Genomic DNA, 17,384 nt, shown 5'->3' with positions numbered 1-17,384 from the left:
TAAAGCAAGGCTTACCTAATGAGGCAATGTCGCCCAGGTCGGAAGGGGTTCCGGCGTCGTGCGCTGCGCTTCTGTGGCGCCGGCCGACTGCCCGGCGTGTCGACAGGCTTGCCAGATCAGGTTAGCTTTACCTAAGTTCCACTGGGGCGCCGGTCGTTGGTGTGCCCTGCCCCGTACTTTTTCGACGCCTGACAGGCGGCTGTCCCGCACGATGGGAGTGACATGTCTCAGGTTCTTCCTGGCGACGCACCGGTGATCCACGACCTCATAGGTATCGGCTTCGGGCCGTCCAATGTGGCCATGGCGATCGCACTGAGCGAGCACAACGCACGCGTCGGCAGGCAGGAGGCGGTCACCGCGCACTTCTTCGAGCGGCAGCCGCAGTTCGGCTGGCACCGCGGCATGCTGTTCGACGACGCGACGATGCAGGTGTCCTTCCTCAAGGACCTTGTGACGATGCGGAATCCGGCCAGTGAGTTCAGCTTCCTGTGCTACCTGCAGAGCAGGGGCCGGCTGATCGACTTCGTCAACCACAAGAACCTCTTCCCGCTGCGGGTCGAGTTCCACGACTACTTCGAGTGGGCGGCGGAGAAGGTCGACGACATGGTGTCCTATGGGCACGACGTCGTCGCCGTGGAGCCGGTCGTGCGCGACGGGGTCGTGGAGTACGTGGACGTGACCGCCCGGTCCGGCTCGGAGCTGGTCGTCCACCGTGCCCGGAATCTGGTGATCGGCACCGGTCTGCGCCCGTACATGCCGGAAGGCATCGAGCGCACGGACCGCGTCTGGCACAACTCCGACTTCCTGAAGCGCGTGAAGACGCTGGAGGGGACCAGTCCGTCGCGCTTCATCGTCGTCGGCGCCGGTCAGAGCGCCGCCGAGAACGTGGCCTATCTGCACCGGAACTTCCCCGATGCGGAGGTCTGCGCCGTTTTCTCCCGCTACGGCTACAGCCCCGCCGACGACAGCAGCTTCGCCAACCGGATCTTCGACCCGGCCGCGGTCGACGAGTACTTCACCGCTCCCGACGACGTGAAGCGCAAGCTGATCGACTATCACGGGAACACCAACTACTCGGTGGTGGACATCGATCTGATCGACGACCTCTACCGGCAGTCGTACCAGGAGAAGGTCCTCGGCAACGAACGGCTGCGGTTCCTCAACGTCTCCCGGCTCACCGACGTCGTCGAGGGCCCCGACCGGGTCAGGGCCACGGTCGAGTCGCTGGTCACCGGCGAGAAGACGCCCCTCGACGCCGACGTCGTCGTCTACGCCACGGGCTACCGGCCCGCCGACCCGCTGGGCCTGCTCGGCGAGGTCGAGGGCTACTGCCGGCGCGACGAGGAGGGCCGGGTCGAGGTCGGCCGCGACTACCGCGTCGCCGCCGATGCCGCCCTGCGCTGCGGCATCTATCTGCAGGGCGGCACCGAGCACACGCACGGCATCACCTCGTCGCTCCTGTCGAACACCGCGATCAGGGTCGGCGAGATCCTCGAATCGATCGTCGGCGGGAACCTGCGGCCCGCCGACGAGGACCGCCAGGTCGCCGACGGCATCGCCGCACCCCGCTAGGGAAACCCCCGAACCACCCCCCACGCACACCGCCTCGTCTCCCCGGTGGCACCGCCGCCCCGGGGGACGAGGCGCGCACTGTGAAAACCCCTGTGAAAGGAAAGTCCGTGTCCGCTGGTACACGTCCGGTGCTGACGAGGTTGGTCAGGCATGTTCCCCGCGTGGCCGTCGCCGCCGTCGCCGCCGTCGCCGCGCTCGCCCTGACCGCCTGTGGGGGCGGTGGCGACACGTCGGGTTCCGACACGAAGTCGGCCGGTGAGGCCGGTGCGAACTCGGCCGCCTTCCCGGTGACGGTCAAGCACAAGTACGGCAGCACGACGATCGACAAGGCGCCCAAGAAGGTCGTCACGCTCGGCCTCTCCGACCAGGACGCGGTGCTCGCGCTCGGCGTGAAGCCGGTCGGCGCCGTGGACTGGTTCAAGGAGAAGCCGTACGGCAAGTGGCCCTGGGCGAAGGAGAAGTGGGGGTCCGCGAAGCCGCAGATCGTCGGCGAGCGCGACGAGTACAACATGGAGAAGATCGCGGCGCTCCAGCCGGATCTGATCATCGCCCAGTACTCGGGCATGAAGAAGGAGCAGTACGACACCCTCTCCCAGATCGCCGAGGTCGTCGCCCAGCCCAAGGGCCACGCCGACTACGGCGCGCCGTGGCAGACGATGACCCGGCAGATCGGCAAGTCGCTCGGCAAGCCGAAGGAGACCGAGAAGCTGATCTCGGACGTCGACGCGCGGTTCAAGGAAGTCCGGTCCAAGCACCCGGAGTTCGCGAAGAAGACCCTCGCCGTGGCCGACAGCTTCGAGGCGGGCAAGTACTCGGCGTTCACGAAGACCGACCCCAAGGCGATCTTCTTCTCCGAGCTCGGCTTCAAGCTGAAGCCCCAGATCGACAAGCTCGCCAAGCCCGGCTGGAACGTCGCCGAGCTGAGCGCCGAGAAGCTGGACGTCCTCGACACCGACCGCCTCGTCTGGGTCACCTCCAGCACCGAGGCCAACGACCGCATCAAGGCCGAGGCGCTGTACAAGAAGCTGAAGGTCCACCAGGACAAGCGCGACGTGTTCGTGCCCTACCAGGACCCGGACATCGGCGCCGCGTTCTCCTTCAACACGGTCCTCTCCATCCCGTACGCCATCGACGAGATCGAACCGCTGATGGCGGACATCGAGTAGCCCTTCATGCCGGGTGCCGCCGGACACCCGCGCGAAGGCACGCCTCCGGCCGACCGGGCGCGGCCGGCGTCGTCGACGCCGGCCGTCTCGGCACGAGTTCTCACCGTCGCATGATCAGGGAAAGGCCCTTCGAAGATGTTTGACGCCGAGTCGGATCGGACCTCCGCCGCCCGGACGCCCGTCACCGGCGGGCAGGCCGGCATCTGGCTTGCTCAGCAGATCGAGCCGGAGAGTTCGGCCTACAACATCTCGTTCGTCCTCGAACTGCGCGGCGACGTCGACCTGGAACGGTTCATCGACTCCATACGCCGGTCCGTCGAGGAGGCCGACGCCCTGCACGTCCGTGTGACGGCCGAGGACGGGACGCCCCGGCAGACCGCCGAGCGCCACGCCGTCGACATCCCCGTCGTCGACCTGCGCGCAGCAGCGGATGGGCCCGGCGCGGCCACCGGCTGGATGACGGCCGAGCGGGAGCGTCCTGCCGACCTCGCGCACGCCCCGCTGTTCGCCCACGCCGTGCTCCGGCTCGCGGACGACCACCTGCTCTGGTACCAGCGCTACCACCACATCGTCGCCGACGGCATGGCCGCCGCCCTGATCACCCGCCGCGCCGGCGACCTCTACACCGCGGGCGACGGAGCGGCCGCCCCCGCGGCCCCCCTGTCCCGGCTCGTGGCCGCGGACCAGGCGTACCGCACCTCCGCCCAGCACGCGGCCGACCGCGCCTACTGGCTGGAGCGCATGGCGGGACGGCCCGAGCCCGCACGCCTCGTCGAGCGCGCCCCCTCGCTGATGACGCGCCGCATCCGCCGCACCGCGGAACTCGCCCCCGACCGCACCGCCCGGCTGCGCACCGCCGCGGCGGACGCGGGCGTACGCCTCTCCCACCTGCTGGTCGCCGCCGTCGCCGCCTATCTGCACCGCACCGGCGGACAGCAGGACCTCGTCCTCGGCCTGCCCGTCTCGGCACGCCACGACGAGGAGACCCGGGCCGTGCCCGGCATGGTGTCCAACGTCGTACCGCTGCGGCTGTCCGTGCGCCCCGGCACCACCGGCGCCGCACTGGCCGCCGACGTGCGCCGGGCCATGGACGACGCCGTCACGCACGGCCGCTACCGCGCCGAGGACCTGGCCAGGGAGCTCGGCCTGGTCGACGGCGTCCCGGAACTGGTCGGCCCGACCGTCAACATCCTGCCCTTCGGCGGTGACCTGGACTTCCCCGGCCACGAGGCAGCGCTCCACCCGGCGTGGCTCGGCCCCGTCAGCGACCTCGTCGTCAGCGTCTCCGCGTACGCCTCGGGCACCGGCCTGCGCGTCCACCTCGACGCCGACGCCGAGCAGTGCGACGAGCCCACGCTCCACGGCCACGAGCGCCGCTTCCTCGCCCTGCTCGACGCCCTCACCGAGCACCCCGAACTGCCCGTCGGGCGCCTCGACCTCGTCGACGGCACCGAACGCGCCCGCCTGCTCGACGAGTTCGGCGTCGCGCCCCGCGACGTGGCCGAGCTCTCCTGGCCCGCCGCCTTCGAGGCCCAGGTCCGCCGCTCGCCCGACGCCGTGGCGCTGGTGTGCGAGGACCGAGAGCTGACGTACGCCGGGCTCAACGCGGAGGCCAACCGCCTCGCCCGTCTCCTCGTCGCCCGCGGGGTCCGTGCCGAGGACGTCGTCGGCGTCGCCCTGCCGCGCTCGCCGGAGCTCGTGGTGGCGCTCCTCGCGGTGATGAAGGCGGGCGCCGCCTACCTCCCGCTGGACGCCGACCACCCCCGAGACCGCATCGCCTACATGCTCGACGACGCCGGGGCCCGCACCGTCCTCACCGTGCGCGAACTCGCCGGAGAACTCCCGGAGTCGGCGGGCGTCACCCTCCTCCTGCTCGACGCCCCGGACACCGCGGCCGCCCGCGCCGCGCAGGACCCCGCCGACCTGGACCTGCCCCTCGCCCTGGACCGGGCCGCGTACGTCATCTACACCTCCGGCTCCACCGGCCGCCCCAAGGGCGTCGTCGTCCCGCACGACGGCGTCGGCAGCCTCGTCGCCACCGCGACCGACCGGATCGGCATCGACGCCACGAGCCGCGTCGTGCAGTTCGCCTCCGTCGGCTTCGACGTGACCGTCTGGGACCTGATCATGTCGCTGTGCGTCGGCGGCCGGATCATCGTCGTCCCCGCCGAGCGCCGCGTCGCCGGACCCGCGCTCACCGACTACATCGCGCACCACCGCGCCACGCACATGATCCTGCCGCCGTCGCTCGTCTCGGCGCTGCCGCAGGAGTGCGAGCTGCCCGAGGGCGCCGTCCTCGTGGTGGGCACCGAAGCGGTGCCGAACGAGCTGATCGCCCGCTGGTCCGGGCGCGTGCGGATCGTCGTCGCGTACGGACTCACCGAGGCCAGCGTCAACTCCACGCTCTGGCCCGCCGAGCCCGGCAGGCCGGGCCCCGCGCCCATCGGCCGCCCCGACCCCAACACCCGCGCCTATGTGCTCGACACGGCGCTGCGTCCCGTCCCCGTCGGCGCCGAGGGCGAGCTGTACGTCGCCGGGCGCGGCCTGGCCCGCGGCTATCTGGGCCGCCCCGCGCTGACCTCGGAGCGGTTCGTCGCCGACCCGTTCGGCGCGCCCGGCACCCGCATGTACCGCACCGGCGACCGGGTCCGCTGGGGCGCCGACGGCAACCTGGAGTTCCTCGGCCGCGCGGACGGCCAGATCAAGATCCGCGGCCACCGGATCGAGCCCGGCGAGGTCGAGAGCGCCTTCATGGCCTGCGACGGGATCGCCCAGGCCGCCGTGCTGGCCCGCGAGGACCACCGGGGCGTCAAGCGCCTCGTCGCCTATCTCGTCGCGGACGGGGGAGCACCCGATGGCGCCGACGCCGCGGTGACCGCCGCGCGCGCCCGCGTCGCCGCCGAACTCCCCGACCACATGGTGCCCTCGGCCGTGGTCGTCCTGGAGCGGCCGCTTCCGCTGACGCCCAACGGCAAGCTCGACGGCAAGGCCCTGCCCGAGCCCCAGTGGACGGCCGTGGCGGCCGCGACCGGCGCCGACGCGCCGAGCACCCCGGCCGAGACCGTGCTCGCCGGGCTGTGCGCCGACGTCCTCGGCCTGCCGGCGGTCGGCGTCCACGACAGCTTCTTCGAGCTGGGCGGCGACAGCATCGTCGCCATCCAGCTGGTCAACCGCGCCCGCGAAGCCGGTCTCGCGCTGACCCCGCGCGACGTGTTCCGGCGGCGCACCGTGGCGGCGCTCGCCCGCGCGGCCCAGACCGCGGAACCCGCACGGCCCGTGACGTCCGTCTCCCTCGACGACGACGCCCTGCCGGTCTCCCCGCTCCAGGAAGGTTTCTTCTTCCACGCGGAGTTCGACGACGACGCGGCCGACCTCTACGTCGTCCAGGAGCTCTTCGACCTCGCGGGACCCGTCGACCCGGACCTGCTGCGCCGCACCCTCCAGTCGCTCCTCGACCGGCACCCGCTCCTGCGCGCCTCCTTCCGCCAGCTCCCCGGCGGCGAGGTCGTCCAGCGCCTCGCGGACCGGCTCACCCTGCCCTGGCGCACCGCCGACACCTCCGTGACCGGACTCGACGACCTCCTGCGCGCCGACCGCGCCGAGGGGTTCGACCTCGGGCACCCGCCCCTGCTGCGGGCCACCCTCATCACCGACGGACCGCGCCACCGGCTCCTGCTCACCCTGCACCACATCGTCGCCGACGGCTGGTCCGTCTCCGTCCTGCTGCGCGAACTGACCGCCGCCCACCGGGGCCTGGACCTGCCGGCCCCGGTGGACCCGCGCCCCTACCTCGCCTGGCTGGCCGGCCGGGACCGCGCCGCCGCCCGCGAGGCCTGGGGCCGGGCGCTGCACGGCTTCGAAGGACCCACCCGGCTGCCCGCGCCCACCCCGGCGGACGCCGGCCCGGACGCGACGGCCGAGCCCGGCCACGTCGACACCCGGCTGCCGCGCGACCTCGCCGACGCGCTGACCGCCTGTGCCAGGACCCACGGCCTGACCCTCAGCACCGTCGTCCACGGCCTGTGGGGCCTGCTCATCGGCGGTCTGACGGGCAGCCAGGACGTGGTGTTCGGCACGACCGTGTCCGGCCGGACCACGGAGGTCACGGGACTGGACTCGGCCGTCGGCCTGTTCATCAACACCGTCCCGGCCCGCGTGACCCTGCGCCCCGACGAGCCGCTCGCCGACCTCCTGCGGCGCGTCCAGGACGAGCACGCGGCGCTCCTCGACCACCAGCACCTCGGACTCGCCGACATCCAGCGCGTCGCGGGCGGCGGCGAACTCTTCGACACGCTCGTCGTGTTCGAGAACTACCCGACCGGGGACGTGCGGGACGGCCAGGACGCGGGGGAGCCGTACATCACCGGCGCCGAGGTGTTCGACGCCGTCCACTACCCGCTGGCGCTCGTCGTCGAGCCGGGCGACGACGGACTGCTGCTGCGTTTCAAGCACCACGCCGCCCACCTCGACGACGTCACCGTGGCCGTGCTCGCCCAGCGTTTCGTGGCCCTGCTGCGAACCCTGGTCACCGACCCCGGCCGCCCCGTCGCCCGCATCGGCCTGCTCTCCGACCGCGAGCACGGGCGCCTCGCGGAACTGAACGCCACCGACCACGCGGTCCCCGACGCCACCCTCGCCTCGCTCTTCGCCGACCAGGTGGCCCGCACCCCGCACGCCACCGCCGTCGTCTTCGAGGACACCACGCTGACGTACGCGGAACTGGACCGTCAGGCCGAGGAGCTGGCGCGGCGCCTGCGGGCGCGCGGCGCGGGTCCCGAGAGCTACGTCGCCGTCGCGGTGCCCCGCTCGGCGCGGCTGATGGTCGCGCTGCTCGGCGTGCTCAAGGCGGGCGCCGCCTATCTGCCCGTCGACCTCGACTACCCGGCCGACCGGGTCGCGTTCATGCTCGCCGACTCGGGCACGCGGACCGTCGTGACCACCGCGGAGGCGGCGGGACGGCTGCCCTCGGTACCGGGCCTCGCCCCCCTCGTCGTCGACGGCCTCGAACCGGTCGAGGACACCGCCGCGGCGCCCGCGCGCCCGGCCGGGCCCGGCGACCCCGCGTACCTGATCTACACCTCCGGCTCCACCGGCCGCCCCAAGGGCGTCGCCGTCCCGCACCGGGCGATCGTCAACCGCCTCGCGTGGATGCAGGGCACGTACGGACTGACCGCCGACGACCGGGTGCTGCAGAAGACGCCGGCCAGCTTCGACGTGTCGGTCTGGGAGTTCTTCTGGGCGCTGACCGAGGGCGCGACGGTCGTCCTCGCCCGCCCCGACGGCCACCGCGACCCGGTCTATCTGGCCGAGCTGATCCACGCCCGGCGCGTCACGACGCTGCACTTCGTGCCGTCGATGCTCGCCGCGTACGTGCAGACCATGGAGGCCACCCCGCACGCGCCCGACTGGGCGGCGAGCCTGCGCCGCGTGTTCTGCAGCGGCGAGGCGCTCATGGGCGCCGACGCGCGGCGCTGGCGGGACCTGACGTCCCGGCCCGGGCACGGGCCCGTACCGCTGCACAACCTGTACGGCCCCACCGAGGCGGCCGTCGACGTGACGCACTTCCCCTACGAGGGCGCCACCGAGCAGGCCGTGCCGATCGGCCACCCCGTGTGGAACACCCGCCTCCACGTTCTCGACCCCTATCTGCGCCCGGTGCCCGACGGGGTGCCCGGCGAGCTGTACCTGGCCGGTGTCCAACTGGCCCGCGGCTACCACGGACGGGCCGCGCTGACCGCCGAGCGGTTCGTCGCCGACCCGTTCGGGGCGCCGGGGGAGCGGATGTACCGCACCGGCGACCTGGTGCGCCGCCGCGCCGATGGGAGCGTCGAGTACCTCGGCCGCACCGACCGCCAGGTCAAGATCCGCGGCAACCGCATCGAGCTCGGCGAGATCGAGACGGCCCTCGCGGCCCTGCCCGGCGTCGCCCGCGCGGCCGTGATCGCCCGCGACGGCGCCCTCGTCGGCTACGCCGTCCCCGCCCACGGCACGGACCCGGACGTCGAGGCGCTGCGGACGGGACTCGCCGACGCGCTGCCCGCCACCATGGTCCCGAGCGTCCTCGTCGTCATCGGCGAACTTCCGCTGACGCCCAGCGGCAAGCTCGACCAGAACGCCCTGCCCGCACCCGAGGCCGCGCCCCGGTCCGGCGGACGCGCGCCCCGCGACGACCGCGAGCGCGCCCTGTGCGCCGTGTTCACCGACGTCCTCGGCATCGACGGGATCGGCGCGGACGACGACTTCTTCGTCCTGGGCGGCGACAGCCTCACCTCCATCGCCGTCGCCACCCGCGCCCGCGAGCAGGGCCTGGCTCTCAGCCCGCGCGACGTCTTCGAGCACCGCACGCCCGAGGCCCTCGCCGCGGCGGCGGCGCCGACCGGGCCCGAGCCGGCCGCCGGGGCCGCGCCCGCGGACGGCGTGACCGTCTCCGCGTCCGACGCGGGCCAGGCCGCGGCCGCCCTCCAGGCCGTCCTGGCCGCGCAGCAGCAGTCCGGCGCGGCCGTCGACCCCGCGCTCCAGGCGCTCCTCGCCCAGCTGACCGCCGCCGCTCCCCAGACCCCCGAGGAGCCGGTGGTTCCCGCCCCGCTCGGCGGACTCGACCTCACCGAGGAGGAGACCGCCCGCGTCCACGCCGTCGCCGGGCTGCCGGTCGCGGACATCTGGCCGCTCTCCCCGCTCCAGGAGGGCATGTACTTCCACGCCACGTACGACGCCGGTGACGCGCTCGACGTCTACCAGTCCCAGGAGTCCCTGGACTTCGACCGGCGCGTCGACGCGGACCGGCTGCGCGCCGCCTGCCGGGCGCTCCTGGCCCGCAACACCAGCCTGCGCGCCGGGTTCACCAGCGACGGCCTGCCCCGCCCCGTGCAGTTCATCGTGGACGACGCCGAGATCCCGCTGGCCGAGGAGGACCTGTCCCACCTGCCGGCGGACGAACAGGACGCCCGCGTCGAGGAGTTGCTGGCCGCCGACCGCAGGCACCGCTTCGACCTGACCGCGGCGCCGCTGTGCCGCCTGCTGCTGATCCGCCTCGGCGACGGCAGGGACCGCCTCGTGGTCACCCACCACCTCATCCTCTGGGACGGCTGGTCGGCCTGGCTGTTCCTGGAGGAGCTCTTCACGCTGTACGAGCGCGCCGGCGACGCCACCGGCCTGCCGCTGCCCGGCTCCTACCGCGACTACCTGGCCTGGCTCGACCAGCAGGACACCGCCGCCGCGCTCGGCGCCTGGCGCGGGGCGCTCGCCGGGTTCGACGAGCCGACCCTGGTCGCGCCCACGGGACGCGACGGCGGACCGGTCATCCCGGTGGACTTCGACGCCCTCCTGCCCCAGGAGACCGGCGACCGGCTGCGCACCCTCGCCCGCCGCCACGGACTCACCCTCAACACCGTGCTCAACGCCGCCTGGGGCCTGGTCCTCTCGGCGCTCACCGGCCGCGCCGACGTCGCCTTCGGAACGGCCGTCGCCGGACGCCCGGCCGACGTGCCGGACGTGGCCGGGATCATCGGCATGTTCCTCAACACCGTCCCGGCCCGTGTCGCCTTCACCCCCGACGAGCCGCTCCTGGACCTCCTGCGGCGCATGCAGTCCGAACGCGCGGCCGTCATGCCCTACGAGTACGTGGGGCTCGGCACCCTCCAGCAGGAGACCGGCCACCGCCGCCTGTTCGACACGCTGTTCGTGCTCCGCTCGGCCGACGGCGAGGACCGCGCCGCCGCGCTGCGGGAGCGGCACGGCATCACCGGGGTGTCCAACGTCGACGGCACCCACTTCCCGCTCACCCTCATCGTCACCCCCGGCGCCCGGCTGCGCGTCACCCTGGCCGCCCGGCCCGACCTGTTCGCCGAGCGGGACGCCACCGCGATCCTCGCCCGGTTCACGACCGTCCTCGACCGGCTCGCCGACACCCTCGACGGCCCCGCCCCCGGGGCCGCCCGCACGGTCGGCGTCGACCTCCTGCTGCCCGCCGAGCACGCCGCGCTGGCCGCCGACCGGCGTGACAGCCGGGAGCCGGTGCCCGACGAGACCATCGCCGACCTGCTCACCGCGCAGGTCGCCCGTACCCCGGACGCGGTCGCGCTGGTCTTCGGCGAACGGGCCCTGACCTACGCCGAACTGGACGCCCGCATCAACCGGCTCGCCCGGCTGCTGCTCGCCCGCGGCGCGGGGCCCGAGCGGGTCGTGGCGCTCGCCCTGCCCCGGTCCCTCGACATGGTGGCCGCGCTCTTCGCCGTGCTGCGCACCGGCGCCGCCTATCTGCCGCTCGACCTCGACCACCCCGCCGACCGGCTGCGCCTGATGGCCGAGGACACCGGGCCGCTGTGCCTGGTCTCCACGGCCGCCGTCGCGCCGGCCCTGCGCGGCCCGGACGGACCCGTCGCCCCCGAACTCCTCCTGGACGACGAGACCGTGGCGGCCGAACTGGCCGCGCTGCCCGGCGGCGGGATCACCGACGCCGAGCGGCCCGCGTTCGCCCACGGCGTGCCGGACCGCCTGGAGCACCCGGCGTACGTCATCTACACCTCCGGCTCCACCGGCCGCCCCAAGGGCGTCGTCACCCCCTACCGGGGTCTGACGAACATGCAGCTCAACCACCAGAAGGAGATCTTCGACCCGGCCATCGCCTCGGCCGGCGGGCGACGGCTGCGCATCGCGCACACCGTGTCCTTCGCCTTCGACATGTCCTGGGAGGAACTGCTCTGGCTCGTCGAGGGCCACGAGGTGCACGTCTGCGACGAGGAGCTGCGCCGCGACGCCGAGGCGCTCGTCGCCTACTGCGACCGGCGCCGGGTCGACGTCGTCAACGTCACGCCCACGTATGCCCAGTTGCTCATCGAGGAAGGGCTCCTCGACCACGACGCGACGACCGGCAGGCACCGGCCCGCGCTCGTGCTGCTCGGCGGCGAGGCCGTGCCCGACACCGTCTGGACGCGGCTGCTGCGCACCGAGGGGACGTACGGCTACAACCTCTACGGACCGACCGAGTACACGATCAACACCCTCGGCGGGTCCACCGCCGACAGCGCCACCTCCACCGTCGGCCGGCCCATCCGCAACACCCGCGCGCACGTCCTCGACGGCATGCTGCGCCCCGTCCCGCCGGGCAGCCCCGGCGAGCTGTACATCGCCGGCACGGGACTCGCCCGCGGCTACCACGACCGGCCGGGACTGACCGCCGAGCGGTTCGTCGCCGACCCGTTCGGGGCGCCGGGGGAGCGGATGTACCGCACCGGCGACCTGGTGCGCCAGCGGCCCGACGGCCTGCTGGACTTCCTCGGCCGCACCGACGACCAGGTCAAGATCCGCGGCTACCGCGTCGAGCTGGGCGAGATCTCCACGGCGCTGTCCGCGCACCCCGCCGTCGCGCACGCGGCCGTGGTCGTGCACGAGAACGCCGGGACCAAGCGCCTGGTCGGCTACGTCGTGCCCGAGGACGGCACCGGGCCCGGCGACGACCTGACGCAGACACTGCGCGACCACCTCAAGGCCGGGCTGCCCGACTACATGGTCCCGTCCGCGCTGGTCCCCGTGGCGACCCTGCCGCTGACCGTCAACGGCAAGCTGGACGTCAAGGCCCTGCCCGCCCCGGACTTCGCGGGCGGCACGGCCGGACGGGCGCCCCGCACCCCGCGCGAGGAGACGCTGTGCGCGCTCTTCGCCGAGGCGCTCGGCCTCGCGCCGGACAGCGTCGGCATCGACAGCAACTTCTTCGAACTGGGCGGGCACTCGCTGCTCGCCACCCGGCTCATCAGCCGCGCCCGCACCGCGCTCGACGCCGAGCTCGCCATCCGTGACCTGTTCGAGGCGCCCACCGTCGCCGAACTCGTCGAGCGCGCGGCAGGCACGCAGGGCGCCGCGCGACCGGCGCTCACCGCCGCCGACCGGCCGGACGAGCTGCCGCTCTCGCACGCCCAGCAGCGGCTCTGGGTCATCCAGCAGATCGAGTGCACCTCGGCCGCGTACAACTTCCCGCTGGTCATGCGGCTGAGCGGCCCCTTCGACCACGACGCGTGGCGCGCCGCGCTCAGCGACGTCACCGCCCGCCACGAGGCGCTGCGCACGGTCTTCGCCGAACGCGACGGACAGGCGTTCCAGCGGGTGCTGCCCGTCGAGGACGCGCACCTCGCCGTGGAGCGGCTGCGCGCGACCGAGGACGAGGTGCCCGGTATCGTCGACGCCGCCGTGCGGCGGCCGTTCGACCTCGCCGCCGAACTCCCGCTGCGCACCACGGTCGTGGAGATCACCCCCGACGACCACCTCGTCGTCCTGTTGCTGCACCACATCACCACCGACGAGTGGTCCGACCGGCCCTTCCTGCGGGACCTCGGCGACGCGTACGCCGCCCGTCTCGACGGCCGCGCCCCCGACTGGGAGCGCCTGCCCGTGCAGTACGCCGACTACGCGCTGTGGCAGCAGCGCCTCCTCGGCGACCCGGCCGACGACAGCAGTCTCGCGGCACGTCAACTCGCGTACTGGGAAAGCGCGCTGAGTGGTGCGCCCGAGGAGCTGGAGCTGCCCGCCGACCGGCCGCGCCCCGCCCGGCCGGCGTTCTCCGGCGCGGAGCTCGACATCCGCTTCGACGCCGCCGTCCACGAGGGCCTGCGCGGACTCGCCCGCGCGAGCGGCGCCAGCATGTTCATGGTCGTGCACGCGGCGGTGGCGGCGCTGCTCCACCGGCTCGGCGCCGGCACGGACATCCCGCTCGGCGCGCCCATCGCGGGCCGCGGCGACGAGGCCCTCGACGACCTCGTCGGCTTCTTCGTCAACACGCTGGTGCTCCGCACCGACCTGGCCGGCGACCCCAGCTTCACCGAGCTGCTCGGCCGGGTGCGCGAGAGCGACCTGGCCGCGTTCTCCCACGCCGACGTGCCCTTCGAGTCGGTCGTGGAGAAGATCAACCCGACCCGCTCGCTGTCCCGCAACCCGCTGTTCCAGGTCATGGTCGGCTACCACGCCCGCACCGGAGACGCGCTGGAACTGCCCGGACTGAGCGCCCGGTACGTGCCGTTCGGCATCGGCTCCGCCAAGTTCGACCTCGTGTTCAGCTTCACCGAGCACACCACCGACGACGGCACGGGCGACTCCCTCGGCTGCCGCCTGGAGTTCGCCACCGAACTGTTCGACCAGGAGACCGCCGAGCGCATCGCCGACCGGCTGCGCCGCCTGGTGGCGGCCCTCGTCGCCGCCCCCGAACAGCCGCTCTCCCGGGCGGAGATCCTCTCCGCCGACGAACGGCACCTGGTCCTCGACGGGTTCAACGGCGCGCCCCGCCCGGTCGACGAGGCCACCGCGCCGCAGCTGTTCGCCCGCTGGGTCGCCGAGCGCCCGGACGCCGTCGCGGTCGTCGACCGCGACCGCTCGGTGACGTACGCCGAACTCGACGCCCGCGCGAGCCGCATCGCCCGACTGCTCGCCGCGCGCGGCGTCGGCGAGGAGAGCGTGGTCGGCGTGGCCGTGCCGCGCTCGGCGGACATGATCGCCACCGTCGTCGCCGCCCTGAAGCTGGGCGCCGCGTTCCTGCCGCTCGACCTGGTCCACCCCGGCGACCGCCTCACCTACATGATCGAGGACTCCGGTGCCGCCGTCGTGGTCGGCACCGAACCGGTCGCCGGCAAGATCCCGGACGTCACGGGCGTACCGGTGGTGCTCCTGGACGCCCCGGACACCGTCACCGAACTGGCCGCCCTGCCCGGAACCCCCGTGGCCGAGGGGCCCGCCGGCCTGGACCACGCCGCGTACGTGATCTACACCTCCGGTTCGACCGGCCGCCCCAAGGGCGTGGCCGTGCCGCACGAGGGCATCGCCAGCCTCGTCGCCACGGCCGTCGACCGCATGGGCCTGCGCCACGACAGCAGCGTCCTGCAGTTCGCCTCGATCGGCTTCGACGTCTTCGTCTTCGAACTGGCGATGGCGCTGTGCCACGGCGGCCGGCTCGTCCTGATCACCGACGAGGCGCGCGTCGCGGGCCCCGCGCTCACCGACTTCCTCGCGGACCAGGCGATCACCCACATGATCCTGCCGCCGTCCCTGGTGTCGGCGCTGCCCGCGGGCTGCGCCCTGCCCGAGGGGTCGACCGTCCTGGTCGGCACCGAGACCGTGCCCGCCGACCTCTTCGAACGGTTCGGCGCCACCGCGAACCTGATCTGCGCCTACGGCCTCACCGAGGCGACGGTCAACTCGACGCTGTGGCAGGCCCGCGCCCAGGGCGGCCGCGTCTCGGGGCGCGTCCCGATCGGCCGCCCCGACCCCAACACCCGCGCCTATGTCCTGGACGCGCACCTGCGTCCCGTGCCGCCCGGCGTCATCGGCGAGCTGTACGTCGCCGGACGCGGCCTCGCCCGCGGCTACCTCGGCCAGAGCGCGCTCACCGCACAGCGCTTCGTCGCCGACCCGTTCGGCGCGCCCGGCAGCCGCATGTACCGCACCGGGGACCGCGCCCGCTGGCGCGCCGACGGCAACCTCGACTTCCTCGGCCGGGTCGACACCCAGGTGAAGATCCGCGGATTCCGCATCGAGCTCGGGGAGATCGAGGCGGCGCTCACCGGCCACCCGTCGGTCGGCCAGGCCGCCGTGGTGCCCGACCGCGACGGCGACATCGTCCGTCTCATCGGCTACGCCGTACCGGAGGCCGACGGATCCGCGCCGCGCGCACTCGACCCGCAGGAACTGCGCGCCCACGTCGCCGGGCAGCTGCCCGAGTACATGGTCCCCGCGCTCGTCGTACCGCTGGACGGCCCGCTGCCGCTGACGCCCAACGGCAAGCTCGACCACAAGGCGCTGCCCGCGCCGGACTGGGCCGGGATGACCGGCGACGCCCGCCCGGCGACCCCCACGCAGGCCCGGCTCGCCGCGCTGTTCTGCGAGGTACTCAAGTTGGACGAGGTCGGCGTGCACGACAACTTCTTCGCGCTCGGCGGCCACTCGATGGCCTCGATGCGGCTCCTGGGCCGCATCCGCGCCGAGTTCGGGGTGGAGCTGAGCATCCGGGACGTCTTCGACGCGCTGACCGTCGCCGGTGTCGCGGGCAAGCTGGACGGTGCCGCCGCCGCCCGGCCCGCGCTGCGCCCCTCGAGGGCCCCGGACGCGGACCGTGCCGAGCCGCCGGTGGCGCCCGTCCAGCAGTGGCAGTGGGAGTCCGCGCTGCGCGGCCCCGGCTTCGACCACGCGCTGGTGCTGCGCTCTCCCGGCGGCCTGGACGCCGACGCCCTGGCCGCCGCGCTCGCCGACGTGACGGCCCGGCACGAGCCGCTGCGCACCGCGTTCGCCGAGCACGACGGCGCGGTGCACCAGCGGCCCGTCGACGCGCCGGCCCTCGCCGAGGAACACTGCGCCGACCTGGAGAGCCGGCTCGCCGAACTGGCCGCCGGGTCACCGGATCCGGCCCACGAGCCGCCGCTGCGGGCCCATCTGCTCACCGCTCCCGACGGGGCCCAGGCCGTCCTCCTGACCCTGCACTACCTCGCGGTCGACGAGTGGTCGGTCGTGCCCCTGTTCCGCGACCTCACCACGGCCTACGCCGCGCGCGTGGCCGGTGGCGCGCCCGTCTGGGAGCCGCTCCCGGTGACGTACGCCGACTACGCCCGCTGGGCGCGCGAGATCCTCGGCGACCTCGCCGATCCGGACAGTCGGGGCGGGCGGCAGCTCGCGTACTGGCGGCAGCGGCTCCAGGACGCGCCCCGCGCCCTGGACCTGCCCGCCGACGGGCCGCCGGCCGACGGCGCGGACGGCCACGGCGCGCGCCGGGCCGCCGGTCACGTCGGGTTCGTTCTCGACGAGGAGCTGCACGCGGGCGTGGACCGGCTCGCGCGGGCGAGCGGCACCAGCATGTTCATGGTGCTGCACTCCGCCCTCGCGGCGCTGCTCACCGCGCACGGCGCGGGTACCGACCTGCCCATCGGTACGATGGTCGCCGGACGCACCGACGATCAACTCGCCGACCTGGTGGGCTGCTTCTTCAACACCGTGGTGCTGCGCACCGACACCGGCGGCGATCCGACCTTCACGGAGCTGCTGACCCGGGTGCGGGAGACCACGCTGAGCGCCCTGGACCACCAGGACGTGCCGTTCGACGAGGTCGTCCGCACGGCCGGACTGCGGCCGGAGGGCCCGCAGGTCATGGTGATCCACCACGAACAGGCGGACCTGGACCGTCTCGAGGGCGGCGTCGGCGAGCTCCAGGCCGTGCCGACCGGCTCGGCACGGGCCGAACTGACCCTCAGCTTCTACGAGCCGCGCGGCGACGGACCCGTCCACTGCGGTCTGATCCACGCCACGGGACGGCTCGGCGAAGCGAAGGCCCGGCGGCTCGCCGCCGAACTGAAGACCCTGCTGCGGACCGTCGCGGCAGACTCCGAACAGCCCCTGTCCGAGCTGTTCACCTGCACATCCATGAGGAGTGAGAACGCATGACCACCAACCCGTTCGAGGACCCGCAGGCCGGCTTCCTGGTGCTGGTCAACGACGAGAACCAGCACTCGCTGTGGCCTTCCTTCGCGGAGGTCCCCGCCGGTTGGCGAAGCGTCTTCGGCGAGGACACCCGCGAGGCGTGCCTGGAGTACGTGGAGACCAACTGGACGGACCTGCGCCCGGCCAGCCTGGTCGCCGCCCAGCAGGGCTGAGCCCCGTACGGCAGGACAAAGCCCGACG

4 protein-coding genes are annotated in these 17,384 nt (G+C 73.7%); all 4 read left to right on the top strand.

The genetic code is table 11. The features are described 5' to 3' along the window. Positions 1–222: 222 nt before the first annotated feature. Entirely contained in the window at positions 223–1,572 is a 1,350-nt protein-coding gene (locus tag AOK22_RS22995; RefSeq protein WP_055700601.1) for a lysine N(6)-hydroxylase/L-ornithine N(5)-oxygenase family protein, read from the top strand. A gap of 161 nt (positions 1,573–1,733) precedes the next feature. Beyond that, positions 1,734–2,738: an iron-siderophore ABC transporter substrate-binding protein gene (locus AOK22_RS22990; protein ID WP_055700600.1), complete on the top strand. Its 1,005-nt coding sequence runs from the start codon at positions 1,734–1,736 to the stop codon at positions 2,736–2,738. A 135-nt stretch (positions 2,739–2,873) separates the two neighbouring features. Further along, positions 2,874–17,147 (top strand): non-ribosomal peptide synthetase, encoded by a 14,274-nt coding sequence (locus AOK22_RS22985; RefSeq protein ID WP_055700599.1) that lies wholly within the window; start codon positions 2,874–2,876, stop codon positions 17,145–17,147. Beyond that, positions 17,144–17,356: an MbtH family protein gene (locus AOK22_RS22980; protein ID WP_055700598.1), complete on the top strand. Its 213-nt coding sequence runs from the start codon at positions 17,144–17,146 to the stop codon at positions 17,354–17,356. The genes AOK22_RS22985 and AOK22_RS22980 overlap by 4 nt, the downstream gene beginning before the upstream one ends. Positions 17,357–17,384: the final 28 nt, after the last annotated feature.

Origin of the sequence: Streptomyces silaceus, assembly GCF_001419745.1 — a bacterium.
Lineage (GTDB): Bacteria > Actinomycetota > Actinomycetes > Streptomycetales > Streptomycetaceae > Streptomyces > Streptomyces silaceus.
The sequence above is the reverse complement of the archived record's forward strand: the minus strand, read 5'-3'. Positions and strand labels throughout refer to the sequence as shown.

Bases quoted from the DNA above. Each gene is read 5' to 3' on its own strand.
- AOK22_RS22995 (WP_055700601.1), top strand. From the start codon at position 223: ATGTCTCAGGTTCTTCCTGGCGACGCACCGGTGATCCACGACCTCATA.
- AOK22_RS22985 (WP_055700599.1), top strand. From the start codon at position 2,874: ATGTTTGACGCCGAGTCGGATCGGACCTCCGCCGCCCGGACGCCCGTC.
- AOK22_RS22980 (WP_055700598.1), top strand. From the start codon at position 17,144: ATGACCACCAACCCGTTCGAGGACCCGCAGGCCGGCTTCCTGGTGCTG.